Consider the following 22,011-nt stretch of genomic DNA (forward strand, 5'->3'; position numbering starts at 1 on the left):
CGAGAAGCGGCACCGCGAATATGCGCGGTGCCGCTTTGTCGTGTCGGGTCAGCGGGTGAAGGCCAGGGTTGTCACCGGTGACCGGTTGCCGTATGCGTCAACGGCTTCGACGCGGGCTTCGTATGCGGTGCCCGCTGCGGCATCGGGAATCGGAATGTCGAGGCTGTTCGGCCGCGGCATGAAGTAGAAGTCCGAGAGCACCTTCGACGAGACCACCTTCGCTCCGGTGGCTGTGTCCGTGACCTCGACGGCGTAGTGGTGCACCATCTGATCGTCCTTGGCCTGCGCGATCCTCAGTGCGGTCGCACCGTTTTCGCCGGTCGTCACCGAGAGCGGAGTGCTCGAGGTGAACTCCGGCGCGTGCGTGTTCCGTGCGCCCGAGGTGTAGCGGAAGTTGTCCTTGATCTGCTGGTTGGTCGACCCGTCGAGTTCGACCGTCCACCCCGAACCGCTCAGCGTGCCCGCGCTCGAGTACGGCGGCTGCCAGTTGGCTGACCACGCGCCACCGGCGTAGATGTCGTGCTTGTCTGCCGCCATGTTGATTCGGTTGATTTCCGTGCGGTCCTGGTAGACCTCGACGAAGAGCGCTTGGGCAGTGGGTGATTCGAAACGGTTCGCGAGACCGGACTCGGTCACCATCTGGTAGCCGTGATCGATTTCGATGTACGACATCGAGCCGTCGTTGACCGACGTGAAGTCACGCTGATGGATCGACCGGTCGTCGTTGTTGTTCAGATGTGAGTGCCCGGAGAAGAAGATTGCCTGAGGGAAGGCACTCAGGTCTTCGGTCAATCGAGGGTTCGACGCCTGCTGCCCGTCCATGGCTGTGTTGCTTGCCGGCCGGTGTCCCTGGACCAGGATCGGCTTGGTCAGGTTCCCGGACTCCGCGGTGATTTCGGTCAGGCGGGACTTCAGCCAATTGCGTTGCGCTGAATCATTGTTGTAGGTTTCGGTGTTGACCGTGAAGAGATGGACACCATTGACGTCGGATTCGTAGTATCCGCCACCGGAATCCGGGAACCACTCCGCCGGGTATCCGGCTCTGATCGCCGCGAGACTTGCATCGTGATTGCCGTTGGAGATCAGGAGTTGTGTGTCGTTCATGCCCTTTCGGGCGAGGTTTGCCTGGAAGATTTCTGCGACGATCTTGTGGTCGGGCCCCTTGCCGTCTCCGTTGTCGTTGATCATGTCCCCGTTGGAGAGGATGGCGTCGGGTTTCGGGAAGATGGAACCGATTGTGTCGAAGAAGCTTTCGTACTTCTTGTCGTTGTTCGCGTGATCGCCGACGTGGACGTCGGACATCACGACGACCTGAGCCAGCGGCTTTTCCGAGGTCTTGATCAGGTAGCCGAACGAGACGGCCGCGCTCGCGTGATCGCCGCGGAAAGCTGCGACAGTGACGTTGGTGTCCTGTGCGATGTGCAGCGGACGTCCCGGCGTGGCAGCTTGGCTGTCGGTGGTGGGTGTCGTTCCGTCCACGGTGTAGCGGACGGTGGCGCCGCGCTCGGCGGTGAAGGTCAGGTCGACGGGGTGCTCGTACCGTCCGCCGGGGACGCTGACGCCGGGCGCTGCGGGCGGCGTGTTGTTCTCGCCCGAAGAGCTGCCCCATTCGAAGGACGAACTGCCCCAGCCGGGTTCGGCGTGGGATTCGGCGGGGGCGATGCCGGGAACGGCGAGAGCCGCTGTCACGGCTGCTATCGCGATGGTCGTACGTCTCACGAGGATTCCTTGTCTTCGACGCGGTGGTTCAGACCTATCCGTAATTGGTCTGGACCAATTACGGTAGGTGGCGCCGGGTAGAAGAAGGTGTGTCCTGAATGTCCGATTAATGAAGCGTGTGTGAACACCCTGCAGTGCTTGGTACCGGTATACCCGGCTGCGTTTATGGCAAAGTCGATGGAGTGGACCTACGTCAGATCGAGTACTTCCTTGCCGTTGCCGGTGGTGAGTCCTTGTCGACGGCTGCGCAGAATCTGTCGGTCACCAAGCCGTCGCTGTCGCAGGGTATTCGTGGCCTCGAGCGTGAACTCGGAGTCGAACTGTTTCACCGCGTCGGTCGCGGTTTGGTGCTGACGGCAGCAGGTCGGGCGTTGGTAGGGCCGGCGAGGCAGATGACTCGCAGCAGCGCGGCCGCGTTCGACGTCGCGATCGGTACGGCCGACGAGCCTCGTGGCCGGCTCGACATCTGCTCCGCGGCACATGGTCTCGAAGGTCCGATCGCACGCATCGTGGCAGACTTTCGTGAGCGGTGGCCTGCTGTGACCGTTCGGGTCGGTGAGTTGCCGCAGGGTGCAACGTCTGAGCAGGTGTTGGCAGACGGCGCGTGCGAGGTGGTCTTCAGTTACTGGCCACCCGACATGTCGGCGCTGTCCACGAAAGTGTTGGGGGTGAACGAGTACTGGCTGGCAGTGCCGTCGGGGGTTCATCCTGACGTCTGGCCGAATGGTGTGAAACCCGCTGCGGGAGAGCCGGTGTCATTGACGGCATTGCCCGATCTCCCCGTGGTGGGTGTGCTCAAACACTCGCGGGCTCGCCTTGCCATCGAGTCGTCTCTGCAGGCCGCCGGGGCCCGGACTCGGATGTCGACGGAGTTGGCGCAGCGGGAGACCGTCGGCGCGTTCGTCTTTGCTGGTTTGGGCATGGCATTCATGGAGCGTTCGTTGGCCGAGAGGTCGGTCGCGTCCGGCGCGGAGATATTTCCGGTGGAGCCGGCGATCTCACTGAATTACGGCGTCGAGTTCGATCCGGAGACGCTCTCGCCGTTGGGCAGGCTGTTCGTGGAGGGCTTGTGACGTGGGGAGATGTTCTCGATGTACGCAGACCCGGCCGGTGAGAGCGGGCCGTCGCGGTAGACCAAGATCGTCTGCCGGGTGATCGGTGGGAAAAGCGAGCGAACCTCAGATGCCGGGGAGTCTTGTTCGGCGATCGATCTGGGCAGCAGCGCGGCGCCTACACCTTGCCCGACCATTTCCCGGACAGCAAGGCGATCAGGTACTTCCACGACGACGTCGGTGAGTTCCAGATCGTCGTCGATCGAGTGCCCGCGCCGAACTGCGGATGCCTCGACCACCATCGGCAGGCGCGCGACCACGGTGCGCGGAACCGGATCGGGGAGGTCTGTGGCCAGGCGAATGGGGATCGACAAGACCGTTTCCTGGGTGCTCACGGCAATTTCTCGAAGCCCGTCGGAGACTTCGGCACCCGGGTGGGTCTCGAGAAACCCGAGTTCACACGTACCTGCTCTCACGAGCGCGCGCACGTCCTGTGCGTTGGCGGAGGCGTTCGTGGAGAACCGAATTCCGGGTGCCGTCAGATGGAGGCGTCCGGCGACCTCTGCAACAGGGTCGATGGCGAGATCGGACTGAACCGCTATGGCGAGTTCCCCGGCGCGCAAAGCGGTTACCGCAGCCACCGCGGCCTCGGCCCGAGCAACGTCGGCGAGCAACGTACGGGCAGAATCGGCAACTGCCAGTCCGACCGTGGTGGGAGCCAGACCGCGAGTGGTGCGCTCGAAGAGTGTGGCTCCGAGAGCTCGTTCGAGGTTGCGCACGGCCTGCGAGAGGGACGGTTGCGAGATACGCAGGACGTCCGCGGCGGCAGTGACGCTGCCGTGATCGACGACCGCGACGAGATACTGCGCGCTGCGTATGTCCATCCCGGGTGCCTGCATCTGACGAATTCTCCCAGATGACGGACCCTTGGCGGCGGTGACTTGCTGCGACCTGCTGACATAGGTCTGAGCTATGGCTCTGTGCGCCTTCTCGTCTTTGTGGCGCAGGCCATAGCGATGGTCGACTGTTCCAGTACCACCGACCGCGGTTCGTGCTCGGTGAGTACCTGGAACACAGGAGCGTGATGTGAGCGAGCTTCACCTACCCAACCGGATACGCCACTCGGCGTCGACACGGCCGTCCGATCCGGCAATCACGTGCGGCGACCGAACGTTGACTTGGGCTGAGCTGGATGGCGAGACCAGCACCTTGGCGAGTGCGCTGGCAGAAGTGACCACAACGGGTGCTCGTGTCGGTGCGCTACTGCGTATGGGGCTCGAAGGTGCGGAAACCTTCATCGCATGTGCGAAGGCAGGCGCTGTGTTCATACCGTTGAACTGGCGGCTCAACCCACTCGAACTCGTCGACATCGCCGAGGACGCGGAGCTCGACGTCTTGATCGTCGATGACGAGTTCGCCGCGGGGGCGGCGGCGATGTCCGCAGCGTTGCCGGACATCGAGGTCATAACCGTGGGAGCTGCAGGGGGCCTGCCGGATTCGCGAACCTGGGCGGAGTTCGTGGCATCAGGTACCGGTGTCGACCCCGGACACGGGCACGATCCGGACGCAGCAGTTCTGCAGCTGTACACGTCCGGGACAACCGGCCGGCCCAAGGGCGTCGTGGCCACGCACCGGAATCTGTACAACGAGCCCGAGGGGTTCGATGTCTACGAATTCGGTTCGAATGCAGTCGCACTCGATGCACTTCCCCTCTTTCACATCGCCGGTGCCGGCTGGATGAGTACATGCTTGTCGGCCGGAGTGCCTTTGGTGCTGCTCGGAGACATGGCGCCGGCTCGGGTCGCTGATGCCATCGCGACCCACCGCGTCACCCACGCATTTCTGGTGCCTGCAGTCATTCAGACGCTGGTAGATCTGCCGACTCTCGACAGTTTCGATCTGACCAGCCTGGAGGTGGTCGCCTATGGGGCGTCACCGATCACTCCGGCGCTCCTCGCCCACGCGATGACTGTCTTGAACTGCAAATTCGTTCAGCGATACGGGATGACCGAGACGACGGGTTCGGTATCCGTCCTTCGTGCTTACGACCATCATGTGAGCGGGCCGCGTTCGGAGTTGCTTCGCTCTGCGGGCAAGCCGATGATCGGCGTCGAGATCTCGATTCGAGACGTCACCACTGGTGAGGAATTGCCGCCCAATAATTCCGGTGAGATCGTCGCGCGCAGTAGAAACAACACTCGCGGATACTGGCGACGTGACCGTGAGACCGCCGAATTGTTCACCCACGACGGTTTCCTCCGAACGGGGGACGCCGGCCATCTGGACGACGAGGGGTATCTGTTCGTCACCGATCGACTCAAGGACATGATCATCACCGGCGGAGAGAACGTCTATCCGATCGAGGTGGAATCCATTCTGGCCGAGCACCCCTCGGTCGCCGAGGTCGCGGTGGTCGGGGTTCCCGACAAGCGCTGGGGTGAATCCGTGACCGCAGTGGTCAAACTGGTCGACGGTGCCGACGTGCCGAGCGTCGACGAGTTGATCGCTTTCAGCACAGCGAAGTTGGCGTCGTACAAGAAACCTCGCCAGATCCATTTCGTGGACTCCCTACCTCGCAACGCGAGCGGAAAACTGCTCAAGTCGAGCCTGCGGACCATGCTGAACGCGAGCGGAGAAGCATCATGATCGTGACCGAAGACGTCGGTGTCGCACAACGTGAGGCATGGGCGAACAAAGTCCTTCCACCGGTCGAACAGGTGCGGGACGGATTGTGGTCGATCCCTGTTCCCATGCCGGACAACCCTTTGCGTTACGTACTCGTCTACGCACTCGCGCTCGACGACGGACTTGCCCTCATCGACGTCGGTTGGGATCACGAACAGTCCTGGCAGGCTCTCGTCGACGGCATAGCATCGATCGGATACCACGTTTCCGAAGTGCGCTATGCGGCAATCACGCACCTGCATCCGGATCACTTCGGTCTGGCGCCGCGTCTTCGGCAGGTCAGCGGCGCAACGCTTGCGATGCATGTGGCCGACGCGACGCTCCTCGGATACCACGGTCCCGAGCAGACCCGCGACGACATCAGTGGCTGGAACCTGCAATTGTCCGAACTCGGCGCACCGGCCGAAGTGCTCGACGCGTCTCGGGTCGACCTGGTGCGGTTCGCCGAGCACGAAACCATCGACATTGTTCTGGGAGATGGGGATTCACTCAACCTGCCCGGTTGGAATCTCCGCGCCCAGTGGACACCGGGGCACACTCCCGGACATCTCTGCTTCGTGGAAGAGGCCAGAGGCTTGTTGTTCAGCGGCGATCACATGCTGCCGAGGATCAGCCCGAACATCTCCACGATTCCCGGTGAACTCGAGAACCCACTTCATCGTTATCTTCTCTCGCTCGAGGCGACGACAACACTGGGCGAGTGCGAAGTGCTTCCGGCACATGAATATCGATTCCGTGGGATCGCCGATCGTGCACGTCAATTGATGGGGCACCACGAGGAGCGATTGGCGGAGATCGTGGCTGCGGTGCAGGATGAGCCTGAATCCACGGCCTGGGAACTCTCACGCACGATCTCCTGGTCTCGCCCGTTCGAACAGATGTCGCCGCGACTACTTCGCTTGGCAGTCCGCGAAACCCATGCTCATCTTGTTGTTTTGGCCAAGCGGGAGATCGTGACACCGTCCGGCGGCACACCCGTGCGCTGGAGCATTCGCGCGCAGTGACCTTTCAAGAATCTCATCACGGAAGTAGGAACCGAACATGAGCGTCGTGCTCACCGACTTCGCCGACGGCGTTGCCGTCATCACCCTCAATCGTCCCGAGGCCAAGAACGCGGTCAATCTCGAACTTGCCGAAGCCTTGGCTGCGGCCATCGACGAGTTCGAGGAACGCTCCGATCTCACCATCGGCATTCTGACCGGAGCTGGTGGAACCTTCTGCGCCGGTATGGATCTGAAGGGATTTGCGCGCGGAGAGCGGCCATCGCTACCGGGTCGTGGTTTTGCCGGTCTGACCGAGGCTCCGCCGTCGAAGCCGCTGATTGCAGCCGTCGAAGGTTGGGCACTCGCCGGCGGTTGCGAACTGGCCTTGGCGGCCGACTTGATCGTGGCGTCCACGGACGCGAAATTCGGCCTGCCCGAGGTGAAGCGGGGACTTGCCGCGGCCGCCGGCGGACTCCTACGTCTGCCGAAAATTCTTCCGTATCAGTTGGCCATGGAAATCGCGATCACGGGGGATCCGCTCAGTGCCACCGTGGCGCACCATCACGGCTTGGTCAATCGGCTCGCCGAACCGGGACAGGCGCTGACCGTCGCACGCGAGCTTGCGGCCCGAGTAGCGGCTAACGGTCCACTGGCTGTTCGCGCGACCAAGCAGGTACTGGCAATGTCCGCCAAGTACACCGATCCGGATGCCTTTGTGGCGCAACGCGAATTCATCGATCCGGTCTTCACCTCTCGTGATGCCAAGGAGGGCGCCACGGCATTTGCCGAGAAGCGCTCTCCCGTGTGGAGTGGTTCATGAGTGCCGAGACGATCGAGCGTGCGGCCGTAAGCATCGAACGAGACGGTGCTGTCGCGACGATTGTTCTCTGTCGGCCGCACCGCCGCAACGCTCTCGATCTCGACGCCTGGATCGCTCTACGTGAAGCAGTCCTCGAACTTCAAGAGGACGCGCAGATTCGCTCGGTGATCCTGACCGGCGCGGATGGGACCTTCTGCGCGGGCTCCGATCTGGACAAGCGTGGCTCGTCGCACCCGCTCGATCGCATGCGTGTCATCAACGCAACGGCAATCGCACTGAGTGAGTTTCCCAAACCTCTGGTGGCGAAGGTCGACGGGTTTGCCGTCGGAGCCGGATGGAACATGGCGTTGCTCTGCGACTTCGTCGTGGCGGCCAAGGGTGCGAAGTTCAGCCAGATCTTTGCCAAACGGGGGTTGTCTGTCGACTTCGGTGGTTCGTGGATCCTGCCGAGACTGGTCGGCCTCCAACAAGCCAAGCGACTGGTGATGCTTGCCGAGACGATCGACGCACAGGAAGCCTACGAGCTCGGGTTGGTGACTTATCTGGTCGAACCGGCCGAGCTGGACGAACACACGTCAACACTGGCGCAGCGGCTCGCCGCCGGCCCGCCGGCCGCACTGAGTCAGTCTGCCGCCATGCTCGAACGTCACACCTCCCTCTCGTTGCGGGAGACCTTGGACAACGAGGCGAGGGCGCAAGCGGTCAATTTTGCGACGGATGCCACCGACGCGGTTCGTGCCTTCGTGGAAAAGCGGGAGCCGATCTTCACCGGAGAGTGGGCCGTACCAGGGGCAACTCGGGTGGAGTGAGCGACGGATCGCTGGTCGTATGATGGATGAGTGGATCTGCACTTCGTCACCTACTTCGTCGCTGTTGTCGACCACGGTGGGATAACGAAGGCCGCTCAGGCTCTCTACATTTCGCAGCCCTCGCTGTCACAGGCAATTCGTACGCTCGAGCGTCGACTCGGCGCCACGCTGTTCGACCGGACGGGCAGGCGGTTGGTTCTTACCGACGCGGGCCGCACGTTCGATCTCGCGGCCAGGAGAATCCTTGCCGACGTCGAGCGCGCGAAGGCGAAAGTGACCGCCGTTCGCGAACTCGAGTTCGGTCGTGTCGACGTCGTCTCGTACTCGGCGTTCTCGATCGATCCGATGGTCGAGTTGGTCCGGCGATTCCGGGCCAACTTCCCGAAGATCGTCGTGCGTGTTCTCGACACGTACGGCCCGGCCGGGGTCGACAATGCGTTGCGGCGAGGGTCGGCCGAGGTCGGCGTCACCGATCTGAGTATCGGGTACGAAGGTTTGGTCACGGCTCCGATTGCCACTCAGGAGTTGGTGCTCGCCACCCATGCGTCGTTGTCCGGCCGACTTGCAACGCCGTTGGCGGATCCGGTTCCGCGAGCGCTCTTGCACAGTTTGCCGCTTGTGGTCGATCTCGGTGATCAATCGAATCAGTTCCGGGGTCTACTGAGCGAAGGCGCCGAGAACGTAGTCGTGGACTGTGTCCACCCTGTGACCACGTGGGAACTGGTTCGCCGCGGAATCGGCGCCACTGTAGTGCCGAGAAGGGTTGCACAACAGCAGATGACAGACGTCTGCGCCTTCTCCTTCGATCCGCCGCTGACACGCGACGTCGGTATCGTCTATCGCTCGGGCGAGCAATCCCCGGCGGCCGCTGCATTCATCGCGACGGCTGCGGAAATGGCCACCTCCGCCGTTCCGTCCACGGAAGAGGAGTGAACTGTGGAGTTCCGGCAGATGGAGTACTTCCTCGCAGTGGTCGAGAACAAGGGGATCAACGGCGCCGCAGCGGCTCTCGGCGTTGCTCAGCCGACCGTGTCACAAGCGTTGCGCGGGCTCGAACGTGAACTGGGAGTGAGGCTGTTCCATCGCATCGGGCGCGGCATGGTGCTCAGTGCTGCCGGTCGCAGTCTGGTCGGCCCGAGTCGACAGGTTTTGCGAGACGTAGCTGCGGCGGCTGAACAGTTGACGGCATCCGATGGCGCCATCGTCGGTCGCCTCGACATCATGGCTTTCCCTGCACTGACCTCGGGGACGATCGTCGATCTGATTGCGGAGTTCTGTCGACGGTATCCGCAAGCACGAGTCAGATTCTCGGAACTCGAGCGTGAGGACAATCTGGAAAGTCTCATCCGGGACGGCCACTGCGAATTCGCGGTGGCTCATCTGCCGCTCGAGGCGGGCGAAGGGCTCGAAATCGTCGAATTGGGGGAGCAGGAATACCGCCTGGTCTACCCGGCGGGAACGGAACTACCCGAGGGGCCGGTACGCCTTTCGGAAATGCCGGACATTCCCATGGTATTCGTTCCTCGCGGGGCAGCGATGGGTGACGCGATCGAAGACTCGATCCGAAAGGCCGGTACCAGAACGGAACTCGCGGTGGTGACCGAGCAACGGGAGTCGCGGCTCCCGATGGTCATCGCCGGACTCGGCGGTTCGTTGGTCGAGCGCTCGGTGGCGAAATCGATGCCTGGTCAGGTGGTGGAACGGGCCTGCGAGCCGAGATTTCTGCGTGCGTACGGTCTCGCCTTCGACCCCTCGACGTTGTCGCCGGTGGGACAGGTATTCGTGAACCTGATCCACGAGTACCTGTCCGACGAACGCCGGTCACAGCACTAGAGTCGGCAGATACGTTCTCGCGCGGCAGAGTACTCGGCGGCGAGACGTTCTACTACTGCATGCGTCGGAAGGACTGCGTCGATCGCTCCGATGCCCTGTCCGGCGCCCCAGATGTCTCGCCACGCCTTGGTATCGGTGTCGTTGGTCGCGAAACTCATTGCGGATGGATCGGATTCGGCCAGGTTGTCGGGGTCCAAGCCGGCGGCAACGATGCTGCCCCGCAGGTAGTTTCCGTGTACTCCGGTGAACAGGTTGGAATAGACGATGTCGGAGGCCCCTGAATCCACGATCATCTCCTTGTACGCAGGATCCGCGTTAGCCTCTTCGGTTGCGATGAAAGCTGATCCGACGTATGCCAAATCGGCCCCGGCCGCGAGCGCAGCGAGAATCGAATCACCATGAGCGATGGCACCTGACAACAGCAGTGGACCGGCGAACCACTCACGAATCTCCCGAATCAGGGCAAACGGCGACTGCCTACCGGCATGACCACCGGCCCCGGCAGCTACCGCGATCAGTCCGTCGGCGCCCTTCTCGATCGCCTTGCATGCAAAGCGATTGTCGATGACGTCATGGAGAACGATTCCGCCGTATGCGTGGACTGCGTCGTTGATGTCGGTGCGAGCGCCGAGGGACGTGATGACGATCGGAACCTCGAACTCGGCGATGGTCGCCAGATCCTCTTCCAGGCGGTTGTTGGACCGGTGGACGATGAGGTTGACGGCAAATGGCGCCGACGGATTCTCCGGGTGCTCACGATCATGTTCCTCACGAGCCACGGTGATCAGTTTGAGCCAATCCCGAAGTGCCGACTGCGGACGAGCATTCAGTGCCGGGAAGGATCCGATGATGCCAGAGGTGCACTGCGCGATGACGAGGTCAGGAGTCGAGATGATGAACATCGGTGAAGCGAGAACCGGGACACGCAGTTGCGACGTCAGGTCTGCGAAGGTCGTCACCTGGAACCGCCTTTCTGATCGACGGATTCGAGAAGTCTCGAGCGGAGGTCGGTCTTGAGGACCTTACCGGCAGCCGATGTCGGAAGGAGTTCTACCTCGACGACTTCGCGAATCTTCTTGTACGGCAGCACCTGCTCGGCGACGAACGCTTTGATCTGCTCGGCGTCGAACTCGGCGCCCGGAATCATCACGACGAAGGCTACGGGCTCCTGGCCGTTGCTTCCCACTTCGCGGCCGACAACCGCAGCAGTCGAGATCGCCGGGTGCGAAACCAGAATCTCTTCGAGTTCCCGCGGATAGACGTTGTACCCCTTGTAGATGAGCATGTCCTTGGCCCGGTCACAGATGAAGAGGTATCCGTCCGAGTCCAGGTACGCGATGTCTCCCGTGTCCAACCAGCCGTCGACGAACTGTTCTGCGGTGGTTTCCGGGTGTCCGAGATAGCCGTCGGTGACCTGAGGCCCACGCACCCACAGTTCGCCGCGTTCGTTCTCGCCCAGAACGGTCTTCCGGTCGAGCTGATCGCGAATCTGGATTTCGGTGTCGAAGATCGGGAGGCCGACGCTGCTCTGCCGATATTCCGAGCCGTTGATCAGCGGTGCGGCCGTGACCACACAGGTGGCCTCGGTCAGCCCGTAGCCTTCGACGACGAGCGCTTTGGGAAATGCCCGGCGGAGTGCGGCGAGCGTGACACTGTCGATCGGGGCAGCACCCGAAGACACGACGCACACGCTGTCGGTGTTGCGCACCGTAGCGTCGGGATGAACCGACAGTGCGTGCCACATAGCGGGAGACCCGGTGAGATAGGTGGCCTCGTGCTTTTCGATCAGCTCGAGCATCCGGCCGGGTTCGAACCGACCGGCAAATACCTGGGTGAGACCGGAAATCAACAGGAACGACGTGTTGAGCAACGAATGTGCGTGGAAGAGAGGGGAGACCACGATGGTCGCCCCGGTCCCGGGCGTCGGACCGAGCACGTCGAGGCCGTCGATGCGTCGAGGCGTGACGAGACCGTCAGGACCTGCTTCCAACTCGTGACCGGTTCTCCACCCACACATCTGCGTGATGTTGCCGACGACGTTGCGGTGAAGAACACGAACACCTTTGGAGACTCCGGTGGTTCCGCCGGTGAACGCGATGTGTGCGATGTCGTCGCTACGAACCGAGGCAGGGGTGAATTCGGTGGGTAGATCGGCGATGAAGGCGTCGAATGCGACGACCGACTCCGGTGTGTCGAGCGCGCCCTCGGTGTCCTGGACCATCACGATCGTACGCACGGAGGTTCCGGAAGAGGCCGCGAGCAGTGTGTGCAGCTGCGAACTCTGAGTGACCGCAGCAACGGCGGACGTCTCCTCGATCTGCTTGCGCAGTCCAAGTTCTGGCTGCAGCGGATTGACCAATGTGACTGTCGCCCCGGCCTGCAGGCAGCCGTAGTAGGCCTGGAGGAACTCGACGCAGTTGCCGAGGTGTAGCAACACGACATCGCCGACGCCGACCCCGGCCTGCCGCAGTGCGCCGGCGAATTGTGCACTGCGCTGACCGAGTTCGCGGAACGTGCACGTGCGCTCGCCGTCCACGACGGCGAGGCGATCACCGTAGAGCGCCGCCATGCTGGGTGCCCAGTAGGCCATGGTGGTATCCGGGTAGTGCATGTTGTGGCGCAGTTGTGGATTGGCGATCACGCTGATGCCCGTCACCGGGGAGCCATTCGGATAGCGCCGTCGAGTCTGATGGTCTCGCCGTTGAGGTAGCCGTTCTCGAGCATCGAGACGGCGAGCTGGCCGAACTCGTCCGGACGACCCAGTCGTGAGGGATTGGGAACAGAGGCTTCGAGGGCCGTGCGCACGTCTTCGCGTAGGCGCGCCAGGAGGGGAGTGTCCATGATGCCGGGAGCAATGGTGTTGACGCGAATTCCGCGGCTGGCGAGATCGCGGGCAGCGGTGACCGTCATACCGACGATGCCGGCTTTGGACGCTGTGTAGTTGATCTGACCGATCTGACCTTCGAATGCTGCGACCGACGCCGTCATGACGATGGCACCTCGCTCACCGTCCACGGCGTCGAGTTCCGCCATCCGCTCGGCGCCGAGACGGAGTGCGTTGAACGAACCGACAAGATTCAGCTTGACGACGAACTCGAAATCTTCGACCGATCCGGCTTTTCCGTCCTTGTCGAGAATGCGCATACGACGCCCGGCACCCGCGCAGTGGACGACGCCGCGGAGGCCGCCGCGCTCGTGCGCCGCGTCGAGTGCTTCGGCGAATTGTTCGCTGTCGGTGACGTCGGCCGGGGCGAATTGTGCGGCAGCACCGAGATCGGCCGCCACCTGCTTACCGTCGGACGAAGGCAGATCGATCAACGTGACCTGCGCTCCGGCGTCGAGCAGCCGTCGAGCGGTTGCCAGGCCGAGGCCTGAAGCGCCGCCGGTGATCGCGGTGGAAAGTCCCTCGAGTTTCATGGATCAATTCTTCTTTCCTGCTGGATGACGTGTCGGCCCGAAAGCGTTGTCGGGTCAGATCAATTCGAGAATGGTCGCATTGGCCATGCCGCCGGCCTCGCACATCGACTGGAGACCGTAGCGAATTCCGTTGTCGCGCATGTGATGTGCCAGGCGAGTCATCAAGATCGCACCTGATCCGCCGAGTGGGTGGCCGACCGCGATAGCGCCGCCGAGCGGATTCACACGATCGATGGCTGCGCCGGTTTCAGCCTGCCAGGCAAGCGGGACGGGGGCGAATGCCTCGTTGATCTCGAAGGCGCCGATGTCGTCGATGGACAATCCGGAGCGATCCAATGCCTTTGCGGTGGCGGCAATCGGACCGGTGAGCATGATGACCGGGTCGTCGGCTGCGACCACTGCGGTGTGAATACGAACGAGCGGCTTCCACCCGCGTGCCCGGGCGTACTCGCTGGTCGTGACGAGTGTGGCGCCCGCCCCGTCGGAGATCTGAGAAGAGTTGCCGGCGTGGATGGCACCGTCGGCGTCGAAGGCCGGGGGCAACTTCGCGAGCGACTCCACACTTCCGCCTCGCCGAATGCCTTCGTCCTGGGACAAGCCCGCGATCGGAGTGATCTGCCCGGTGAATGCCCCTTCATCGGTGGCACGGGCCGCGAGTTCGTGTGAGCGGAGGGAGTATTCGTCCAGAGCTGTTCGTGTGAGTGCCCATTTCCGGGCCATCATCTCGGCGCCGGTCCCCTGGCTGAAACCGTCCACCCCGTAGCGTTCGAGTACCGAAGCCGGAAAATGCTCACCGTTCTTGCTGGCGGTACCCATCGGTACTCGTGACATCGATTCGACGCCTCCGGCTACGACCACGTCGTTCTGACCGGAGATGACGGTGGCCGCAGCAAAGGAAACTGCCTGCTGGCTCGATCCGCAGGCCCGGGTCAGTGTGACGCCGGGAACGCTGTCGGGCCAGCCGGCAGCGAGTGCCGCTGTGCGGGCGATGCTTCCGGCCTGCTCGCCGACCTGACTGACGCAACCCCAGATCACGTCGTCGACCGTCGCCGCGTCGAGTCCGGTCCGTTCAGCGAGCGCAAGCAGTACATGGGCGGACAACTCGGCCGGATGGATCTCCGAGAGGGCGCGGCCGCGACGGCCGATCGGTGTACGTACTGCGTCGACGATGACGGCATCTCGCATGTATCTCTCCTGCTGTTCGTGCCCGGTTCTGCGACTGTGCGGTCGGGGCGTGTCTCGAGTCGATCACGAGCGGGTCGACCCGGCAATGTCTTTCGGTGAATGGCTTTGTTAGCGAGTGGCTATACGTGGAGTACTCAGCCTCGGATGAGCTTGCGATCGCGCTCGGGATTGGCGAAGACGAGGACCAGAACCGCGGCGATCACTCCGATGACGCCGATTGCCTGGAAGGACTGGGCGTAACCGTCGGCCGGGGTTGCAGCGTTGTCCACGATGACTCCCGTTGCGTAAGGAGCAATCAGGCCACCGATCGACATGATGGCGAGGAAGAATCCCATCGTTCCGGCAGTCTGCTGCGGCGGGCACAGCTCCGAGATCGCAGCGTTGATGAGCGGGAAGGTGATTGCCGAGAACCCGTAGCCGATCGAGACCATGGCGACAGCGACGATGGGAGTGGAGATCTGTGGCAGGAACAGGAGAATCGATCCGCAGATCAGAACGCCGACACAGGGAACGATGACGCGAACCGTACGAGAGGTGAAGCCGCGGCCGATCAACTTGTCCGTGACGGAACCGGAGGTGATCATGAGGACGAGACCGACGATCGAGGGCAGCGCGAACATCGAACCGGCCTGCATCGCACTGTATCCGAGGCCGACCTCGAAGTACGACGGCAACCAGGTGAGAACGACGGTGGTCAGCGCGTAGATGGTCGCGATGAGGAAGCAGCAGCTGACGAACGTGCGGGAGAGCAGGATCTTGCGCCACGGAACGTTGGGCTCGGTGACCGCCTTCGTGGCTGTCCCGGCTGCCTCGGTTGCTTCTGTATCTGCAGTCTTGGTCGCCTTGACGGCCTTGCTCGTGTACGGGCCCTCGGACCAACCGGCCAGCCAGCAACCCATCCACACGAGACCGAGAACGGAGAGCGAGAGAACCGCTGCGCGCCAGCCGTAATGAACGGCGATGAAGGTCAGTACCGGCGCGAGGGCGATCTTTGCGACAGAGGCGGATCCGGCGAGCATTGCGCCGGGAAGGCCGCGCTTGGCCGGCGGGTGCCACGAGTACGCCGCGGTGTGCATCAGCGCCGAACTGGGGCCTTCGGCAAATCCGAGGAGCATGCGCGAGACGATCAACATCGCGAGGCTGGCGCCGAGAACGAGGGGGAGCATGACCACGGACCAGATTGCGGCCAGGATCAACAGCGCCCAACGCAGGGTCAGGTACTTGTTGAGCGGTCCGGCGAGGAATCCACCGATGCAGAACATCAGGAAGAAGAGCGAGCCGACCATGCCGATTTGCGAAGACTTCAGTCCGAGCTCACGAGCGAGGGGCTGAGCGATGATTCCGAGGACTGCCTTGTCCGCGTAGTTGACGATGTAGAGGAAAACGACGAGCCCGGTCATCGTCCACGCACGCTTGCGGGTACCGAAGACGGGAACTGCTGACGAATCTGGCGTTGCTGTTGCTTCGGGCTGGACGTCGTTACGCTGTGGCGCGATGGGGGTCACGTGGCGTCCCTTCGAGACTGGTGGGCGGATGCGATCGTGCTCGAAGCGCGGCCTCGAAGCGATCGATGGTGGTGTGTTTGCCGGCTGACTCATTCAACGTGTTCTGGATCACTTTGAGCAATGTCGCGTCGATGATCGGAACGATAGCGGTTGCCTATGTATCGCAGGTCAGGCCATATTGGTACGCCCTATCGGACGCATAGCCGATGAGTGTTGGATCGAATGCGGAACATTGAGGCAAGGTGAGATCAGGATCACCCTGTCCCCTTGACCGACTGGAGTTCATACATGCAGCGCACCGTGTTCAACGAGGATCACGAGGCATTCCGGGCAACCGTTCGCGATTTCATCGCGAAGGAAGTAACCCCGGTCCACGAGAAGTGGGAAGAGGACGGTCACCCGCCCCGTGACTTCTACCGACGACTCGGAGAGCTGGGCGTACTCGGAATTCAGGTGCCGGAAGAATACGGCGGAGGCGGCGAGAAGTCGCTCAAGTTCAACGTCGTCGTCGCCGAGGAAGTTGCTGCCGCCGGGGCGTCATTCGGCTCGCAGTCGGTGCATACGAACCTGATCCTGCCCTACCTGCTCGAGTACGCGAACGAAGAACAGAAGAGCCGCTGGTTGCCGGGCTTCGCTTCCGGAGATCTGATGTTCGCGATTGCGATGACCGAACCGGGAACAGGATCGGATCTGGCGAACATCGCGACCACGGCCAAGCTGTCGGAGGACGGTACGCACTACGTGGTCAATGGTTCCAAGACGTTCATCACCGGTGGAGTACTTGCCGACCGCGTCCTGGTGGTGTGCCGTACCGCGCCCAGCACAGCGGAGAACCGGCGCACGGGGTTGTCGATTCTGGTGATCGATACGTCGTCGCCCGGATACTCGGTGGGGCGCAAGATCAACAAGATCGGGCTCAAGACCTCCGACACTGCGGAGCTTTCGTTTGTCGACGTCAAGGTGCCCGTCGAGGACCGACTCGGAGAAGAGGGCGACGGCTTCAGCTATCTGACCCACAACCTGGCTCAGGAGCGGTTGACCATCGCGTTCGGAGCGGCCGCCACTGCCAGTGCAGCGCTTCGCTTTGCCATCGACTACGTCAAGGACCGCAAGGTGTTCGGCAAGCCGGTCGCGGCCTTCCAGAACACCAAATTCGTTCTGGCCGAATGCGCTACCGAGGTTGATGCCATCCAGCTGGTGTCCGACAACGCACTCGAATGTCATGACCGCGGCACTCTGACGATTCCCGACGCAGCGAAGGCGAAACTGTTCTGCACCGAGGCGGCAGGTCGAGTGATCGACAAGTGCCTCCAATTGCACGGCGGGTACGGCTACATCACCGAGTATCCCATCGCGCGTCTTTACGCAGACACGCGTGTCACACGAATCTACGGTGGCACAAGTGAAGTCATGAAGACCATCATCGCGAAGGATCTTGGTCTCTGACGCACTCTCGACATGTTCTCGGCCTCGGAACAAATGTTCCGAGGCCGAAAACATCTTCCGGGTAGGTCAGTTCGCCGGAACCCCGACGACGCCGTCCGCGATCAGCGTCGAGGCGTGATCGGCGTTGGTTCCGAGGATGTCGGCGAGCACCGCGATCGAATCGCCGCCGACCTCGGAGGCGGGTCCGGTACCCAGGTGTGCGCCGTCGAACGAGGCAGGATTGGCGGCAGCCAGGTAGCTTCCGATTCGAGGTTGATCGAGTGCGGAGAACATCGGGTTGTTCTCCAGTTCGCCAGATTTCACCACTTCCTCGAAACTGCGGTACCTCTCGAACAGAACCGACGATGTGTCCAGCGCTGCAGCGATCTCGGCGCCGCTGTGTTCCCGGAACCAATGTGAGAACAGAGCAGTGAGTACCTCTCGATGACGGTAGCGATCCGCTTCGGTGGAGAAGTCGGCTCCGAGTGCAGCTTCGACAGCTTCGACAGCCGCCGTGGTGCCGGTGACCGACGCGAGGTCGCGGAAATGGCGGGTAGTGAGTGCAACGATCATGAACCGTTCGTTGTCGCTGGAGACGAAATCGATTCCGTACGTGCCGTAGACGGCGTTTCCGCCGGACTCGCGACTGCGACCGTTCACTTGTACCTCGGTGAGGTAACCGAGGGTTCCCGCGGTGGCCAATGCGACGTCTTCGAGTGGGAGCGTGATCCGAGATCCATGTCCGGTCGAGTCACGTTGGCGCACTGCGGCAGTGATCGACAGGGCGGCGTAGAGCCCGCATGCGACGTCCCAGGCGGGCAGTGCGTGGTTGACAACTCCGGCGTAGTCGGCGGGGCCGGTGATCTGTGGAAATCCCAAGGCGGCGTTGACCGTGTAGTCGACTCCGGGGCTGCCGTCGCGGCGTCCGAGGATCTCGAGGGTGATGACGTCGCTACGCAACTGGGCCAGGGAGTCGTGGCTCATCCACTTACGGCCGCCGGCGTTGGTGACCAGGATTCCGCCGCCAGGTCCCGGCGCCGTGACCAGTTGGCGTATCAGTTCTTGGCCGCGTTCGGCGCGCATGTCCACTGACAGTGACCGTTTGCCTTTGTTGAGTCCGGTCCAGTAGATGCTCTCGCCCTTGTCTGTGACGGGCCAGCGGTTGTAATCGGAGGCACCTCCGATCGGGTCGATCCGGATCACCTCGGCGCCGAGTTGGGAGAGCGTCAGTCCGCACAGCGGCGCGGCGACAAAGCTCGAGACCTCGACGATGCGAAGCCCGGACAGCGGGCCTGGGCTCTGAGTCATGTGTGGTCCTCCATGATAGAAGAGTGTGTGCTCATGCCATCAACACGGTGAAACACCAGTCGAGAACCGGAGTTTGTGTCGCAGAAGCATTGTGGGAGAACACGAGCGAACGCAGTTGCACTGCGGTTCCGTGTTCGAGGGGCGACGAGTTTTCGACGTGCAGTTCGCTCGTGAGGGTATCGCCCTCGTGAACGGGTCCGGTGTGATCGCACGAGTGCCACCCGAGAACCGTCACCACGTTGGGCAGAGCGCGAGTCGCCTGGGCGAGTGCGATCCCGATGGTGTGGCCGCCGTAGACGAGGCGACCGTGGGCGCCGACGCGATCGTCGTGGTGCGTCGCTGCGATGTTCAAGCTCAGCCGGGCAAGTTCGGGTGCGCTGGAGACGACGTCGCCGCTGCTGTGGAAGACGGAGCCCACCAAATCGGAATCGAAGTGCCTGCCGGGTACCCGCTCTCGATACGTGTCGAGGTCCCAACCGTCAGGTGATACGTACGGAGCCGGTTCGGACGGACCGATCGCCCCGAGGTCGTCGGCGTGGCGAGTTCTCGCCTCGATCGGGTCGGGGCTCAGGGGGAGCATGGCGCAGCGGTAGAAGTCGAGGACCGTGTTGCCGTTCTGATCAGCAGACGTCATCCGTAGCGCGGCAAGTCCGGTGGCGCCGCGTCCCGGCTTGGCCGAGTTCTCGCGTAGACCGACAACCTCGGTGCGCGTGTACAGGGTGTCGCCGAGTACCGGGAAACGGTGGAATCGCAGTCCACGGTAGAAGAGGTTCGCCTTGACGTGGTGTGTGACCACGGTTGACTGGCCGATGGCGATGTCGGTGACCAGTCCTGGATTTGCCACTGGTGCACCGGAACCCGTGACGCTCGACGACAAGTGTGCGTCGAGAGGCAGGCGCATGCGGTCACCGAGGATCGCCTGATGGGAGGCGGCGAGTCCACTGGTCAACGTCACCGCGGGGGCTTCGTCGAAGATCTGTCCATGGGTGAGCTCGTCGAAGTACGGGCCTCCCACGTAGTGCTCGCTCATACGGTGACTCCTTCGGCTCGGGCAAGCGTACGACGCGCTGCTACGGCCACAGCTTCGTCGAGCATCTGGCCGTCGAGTTGGGCGGCACCCGAACCCAGGGTTTCGGCTTCTTCGAGTGCGGTCAGTACCCGTCGGGCGTCATTGACGGCGTCGTCCGAAGGAGTGAATGCGGTAGTGGCCGAGTCGATCTGCGCCGGGTGGATGACCCATTTGCCGTCGAACCCGAGAGCGCTGGTCCAGTGCGCGGCGCGGCGGAAAGCGTCGTCGTCGGTGATGCCGAGAAAGGGCCCGTCGATGGCTGCGACGCCGGCTGCGCGGCAGGCGATCAGGATTCTGTCCTGGACGGCAAGCCAGTGTTCAGGCAGTGCCGAGCGTGAACGGCCGAGCGCTGCACCGAGATCGGCGTATCCGATGATTGCGGCTTGGAGACGAGGAGTCGCGCGGGCGATGGAGTCGGCATTCTGGACGCCGAGCGGAGTTTCGATCAGGGCTTGCAGGGTGGTGTGGTGCCCACCGGCAGTGAAGAGGATGTGCTCGGCCTCGAGTAGTTCGTCGGCGGACTCGACCTTCGGGACGATCACGCTCGTCAGCGATTCTCCGAGGGCGCCGCAGGCGATCAGGTCGTCGCGGGCCCATGGTGTGGTCAGGCCGTTGATTCGGACCGAGATGGTGCGCGCCCTACCGAACTCGTGCACCAAGGTGCTCACGAGGGTTCGCGCCAGGTCCTTGTTCGCCGAAGTGACGGCATCTTCGAGGTCGAGAATCACCTCGTCTGCGTTCGAGAAGAGTGCTTTGCGTGCCTTGCGCTCGTCAGAACCCGGCGCGACCAGGGACGCGCGATGTCTGGTGGCGCGGTAGTGGTTCTCGTCCATAGTGTGTCGATTACCTCGATCTGGAAATCAAATGTACGGCCAGTTGTGAAGTGGATGAGCTGCCGTGAACGGCGTTGATGTGCACCGAACTGCCTCGATGCTGGCAGTTGCTGCGTATCGATGTCAAGGCGCGGTATTGACATTGCGCGAACAATATCGAAATATGGCCGTACAAACTTATTTCAAGTCGAGGCGGATTCATGCTCAAGCTCAACGACGAAGAGACATTCCTGATCGAAACCGTGCGCCGGTTCGTCGACCGAGAGGTCAAGCCCACGGTCCAGGAGGTGGAGCACGCGAACGAGTATCCCGAGAAGTGGATCGATCAGATGAAGCAGATCGGGATCTACGGGCTCGCGATTCCCGAGGAGTACGGCGGATCGCCGGTGTCCATGCCCTGTTATGCGCAGGTGACGCAAGAACTGTCGCGCGGATGGATGTCCCTGGCGGGAGCGATGGGCGGGCACACTGTGGTCGCCAAGCTCATCTCGCTGTTCGGTACCGAAGAACAGAAGGTGAAGTACCTGCCGCGAATGGCAACCGGCGAGATCCGGGCAACGATGGCCCTCACCGAGCCCGGCGGAGGTTCCGATCTGCAGGCCATGACAACCAACGCCAAGAGCGACGGCACAGATCTGGTCGTCAACGGCGCCAAGACATGGATCACCAATGCCCGCCGATCCGGCGTGATCGCCTTGCTGTGCAAGACCGATCCAAGCGCAAGCCCTCGTCATGCGGGCATCTCGATCGTTCTCGTCGAGCACGGCGAAGGGCTGACCGTCTCCCGCGACCTCCCGAAGCTCGGATACAAGGGCGTCGAGAGTTGTGAACTGTCCTTCGACAATTACCGCATCTCCGAGTCGGCCATTCTGGGCGGTACTCCCGGAAAGGGTTTCGGTCAGATGATGAAGGGGCTCGAGACCGGCCGTATCCAGGTGGCTTGCCGTGCACTGGGCGTCGCCACGGCCGCACTCGAGGATTCACTTGCGTACGCGCAGCAGCGCGAGAGCTTCGGCCAGCCGATCTGGAAGCACCAGTCGATCGGCAATTACCTCGCCGACATGGCAACGAAGCTGACGGCCGCACGGCAGCTGACGTGGCACGCGGCGCAGATGTACGACAGCGGCGAGCGGTGCGACATGGAGGCAGGCATGGCCAAGCTGTACGCCTCCGAGGTGGCGATGGAAATCGCTTTGTCCGCCGTCCGCATCCACGGCGGTTACGGCTATTCGACGGAGTACGACGTCGAGCGGTATTTCCGTGATGCACCACTGATGATCGTCGGGGAGGGAACCAACGAAATTCAGCGCAACGTGATCGTTTCGCAGCTGGTTGCCCGCGGCGGTCTGTGACGGATCGGTGAGCAAG

General features: G+C 62.6%; 19 protein-coding genes. 9 read left to right on the top strand and 10 right to left on the bottom strand.

Annotation, left to right across the window (positions count from 1 at the left end; genetic code table 11):
• Nucleotides 1-48: 48 nt before the first annotated feature.
• Nucleotides 49-1,719, bottom strand: coding sequence for a chitobiase/beta-hexosaminidase C-terminal domain-containing protein (locus QM609_RS04150; protein WP_007729525.1), 1,671 nt, complete (start codon nucleotides 1,717-1,719; stop codon nucleotides 49-51).
• Between the two features lie 182 nt (nucleotides 1,720-1,901).
• Between QM609_RS04150 and QM609_RS04155 the strand changes: the two genes are divergently transcribed.
• The gene (locus QM609_RS04155) at nucleotides 1,902-2,792 is read left to right on the top strand and encodes a LysR family transcriptional regulator (RefSeq protein WP_030537198.1); all 891 of its coding nucleotides are present in this window, start codon (nucleotides 1,902-1,904) and stop codon (nucleotides 2,790-2,792) included.
• On the opposite strand, the gene QM609_RS04160 is transcribed toward QM609_RS04155, so the two are convergent.
• Nucleotides 2,726-3,670 (bottom strand): LysR family transcriptional regulator, encoded by a 945-nt coding sequence (locus tag QM609_RS04160; protein WP_042923979.1) that lies wholly within the window; start codon nucleotides 3,668-3,670, stop codon nucleotides 2,726-2,728. The genes QM609_RS04155 and QM609_RS04160 overlap by 67 nt on opposite strands.
• 187 nt (nucleotides 3,671-3,857) lie before the next feature.
• On the opposite strand from QM609_RS04160, the gene QM609_RS04165 reads away from it, so the two are divergent.
• The 6 genes from QM609_RS04165 to QM609_RS04190 are packed head-to-tail and all read left to right on the top strand — an operon-like array spanning nucleotide 3,858 to nucleotide 9,901.
• On the top strand, nucleotides 3,858-5,417 hold the full coding sequence (locus QM609_RS04165; RefSeq protein WP_003939977.1) for a long-chain-fatty-acid--CoA ligase: 1,560 nt from the start codon (nucleotides 3,858-3,860) through the stop codon (nucleotides 5,415-5,417).
• Nucleotides 5,414-6,460: an MBL fold metallo-hydrolase gene (locus QM609_RS04170; RefSeq protein WP_042448546.1), complete on the top strand. Its 1,047-nt coding sequence runs from the start codon at nucleotides 5,414-5,416 to the stop codon at nucleotides 6,458-6,460. The genes QM609_RS04165 and QM609_RS04170 overlap by 4 nt, the downstream gene beginning before the upstream one ends.
• A gap of 37 nt (nucleotides 6,461-6,497) precedes the next feature.
• A complete protein-coding gene (locus QM609_RS04175; protein WP_047272107.1) occupies nucleotides 6,498-7,259 on the top strand; it encodes a crotonase/enoyl-CoA hydratase family protein in 762 nt (253 codons plus the stop codon).
• Nucleotides 7,256-8,068, top strand: coding sequence for an enoyl-CoA hydratase/isomerase family protein (locus tag QM609_RS04180; RefSeq protein WP_050654635.1), 813 nt, complete (start codon nucleotides 7,256-7,258; stop codon nucleotides 8,066-8,068). The genes QM609_RS04175 and QM609_RS04180 overlap by 4 nt, the downstream gene beginning before the upstream one ends.
• Before the next feature lie 30 nt (nucleotides 8,069-8,098).
• Complete coding sequence (locus QM609_RS04185; RefSeq protein ID WP_007729501.1) at nucleotides 8,099-9,001, top strand: LysR family transcriptional regulator; 903 nt, start codon at nucleotides 8,099-8,101, stop codon at nucleotides 8,999-9,001.
• 3 nt (nucleotides 9,002-9,004) lie between these two features.
• Nucleotides 9,005-9,901, top strand: coding sequence for a LysR family transcriptional regulator (locus QM609_RS04190; protein ID WP_003939949.1), 897 nt, complete (start codon nucleotides 9,005-9,007; stop codon nucleotides 9,899-9,901).
• Here the strand turns inward: QM609_RS04190 and QM609_RS04195 are convergent.
• The 5 genes from QM609_RS04195 to QM609_RS04215 all read right to left on the bottom strand — a co-directional run bounded on the left by QM609_RS04195 (nucleotide 9,898) and on the right by QM609_RS04215 (nucleotide 16,101).
• Entirely contained in the window at nucleotides 9,898-10,803 is a 906-nt protein-coding gene (locus tag QM609_RS04195; protein WP_371684401.1) for an NAD(P)H-dependent flavin oxidoreductase, read from the bottom strand. The genes QM609_RS04190 and QM609_RS04195 overlap by 4 nt on opposite strands.
• 53 nt (nucleotides 10,804-10,856) lie before the next feature.
• The gene (locus QM609_RS04200; RefSeq protein ID WP_050654636.1) at nucleotides 10,857-12,512 is read right to left on the bottom strand and encodes a class I adenylate-forming enzyme family protein; all 1,656 of its coding nucleotides are present in this window, start codon (nucleotides 12,510-12,512) and stop codon (nucleotides 10,857-10,859) included.
• Between the two features lie 41 nt (nucleotides 12,513-12,553).
• Nucleotides 12,554-13,318 carry an SDR family NAD(P)-dependent oxidoreductase gene (locus QM609_RS04205; RefSeq protein WP_003939944.1) on the bottom strand — a complete coding sequence of 255 codons (765 nt, stop codon included), beginning with the start codon at nucleotides 13,316-13,318 and terminating at the stop codon, nucleotides 12,554-12,556.
• 54 nt (nucleotides 13,319-13,372) lie between these two features.
• Nucleotides 13,373-14,503: a thiolase family protein gene (locus QM609_RS04210; protein ID WP_050654608.1), complete on the bottom strand. Its 1,131-nt coding sequence runs from the start codon at nucleotides 14,501-14,503 to the stop codon at nucleotides 13,373-13,375.
• A gap of 134 nt (nucleotides 14,504-14,637) precedes the next feature.
• A complete protein-coding gene (locus QM609_RS04215; protein ID WP_174519483.1) occupies nucleotides 14,638-16,101 on the bottom strand; it encodes an MFS transporter in 1,464 nt (487 codons plus the stop codon).
• Between the two features lie 195 nt (nucleotides 16,102-16,296).
• On the opposite strand from QM609_RS04215, the gene QM609_RS04220 reads away from it, so the two are divergent.
• Entirely contained in the window at nucleotides 16,297-17,454 is a 1,158-nt protein-coding gene (locus QM609_RS04220; RefSeq protein ID WP_003940617.1) for an acyl-CoA dehydrogenase family protein, read from the top strand.
• Nucleotides 17,455-17,520: 66 nt separating this feature from the next.
• Here the strand turns inward: QM609_RS04220 and QM609_RS04225 are convergent, their stop codons facing one another.
• The 3 genes from QM609_RS04225 to QM609_RS04235 are packed head-to-tail and all read right to left on the bottom strand — an operon-like array spanning nucleotide 17,521 to nucleotide 20,643.
• Nucleotides 17,521-18,741 (bottom strand): CoA transferase, encoded by a 1,221-nt coding sequence (locus tag QM609_RS04225; RefSeq protein ID WP_050654609.1) that lies wholly within the window; start codon nucleotides 18,739-18,741, stop codon nucleotides 17,521-17,523.
• A gap of 31 nt (nucleotides 18,742-18,772) precedes the next feature.
• Nucleotides 18,773-19,771, bottom strand: coding sequence for a MaoC family dehydratase (locus tag QM609_RS04230; RefSeq protein WP_050654610.1), 999 nt, complete (start codon nucleotides 19,769-19,771; stop codon nucleotides 18,773-18,775).
• Entirely contained in the window at nucleotides 19,768-20,643 is an 876-nt protein-coding gene (locus QM609_RS04235; RefSeq protein ID WP_050654611.1) for an HpcH/HpaI aldolase/citrate lyase family protein, read from the bottom strand. Before QM609_RS04235 ends, QM609_RS04230 begins: the two co-directional genes overlap by 4 nt.
• Before the next feature lie 200 nt (nucleotides 20,644-20,843).
• On the opposite strand from QM609_RS04235, the gene QM609_RS04240 reads away from it, so the two are divergent.
• Complete coding sequence (locus tag QM609_RS04240) at nucleotides 20,844-21,995, top strand: acyl-CoA dehydrogenase family protein (RefSeq protein ID WP_003940468.1); 1,152 nt, start codon at nucleotides 20,844-20,846, stop codon at nucleotides 21,993-21,995.
• Nucleotides 21,996-22,011 lie beyond the last annotated feature (16 nt).

The sequence above is a fragment of the Rhodococcus sp. IEGM 1302 genome, from assembly GCF_030056935.1.
Taxonomy (GTDB): Bacteria; Actinomycetota; Actinomycetes; order Mycobacteriales; family Mycobacteriaceae; genus Rhodococcus_F; species Rhodococcus_F qingshengii.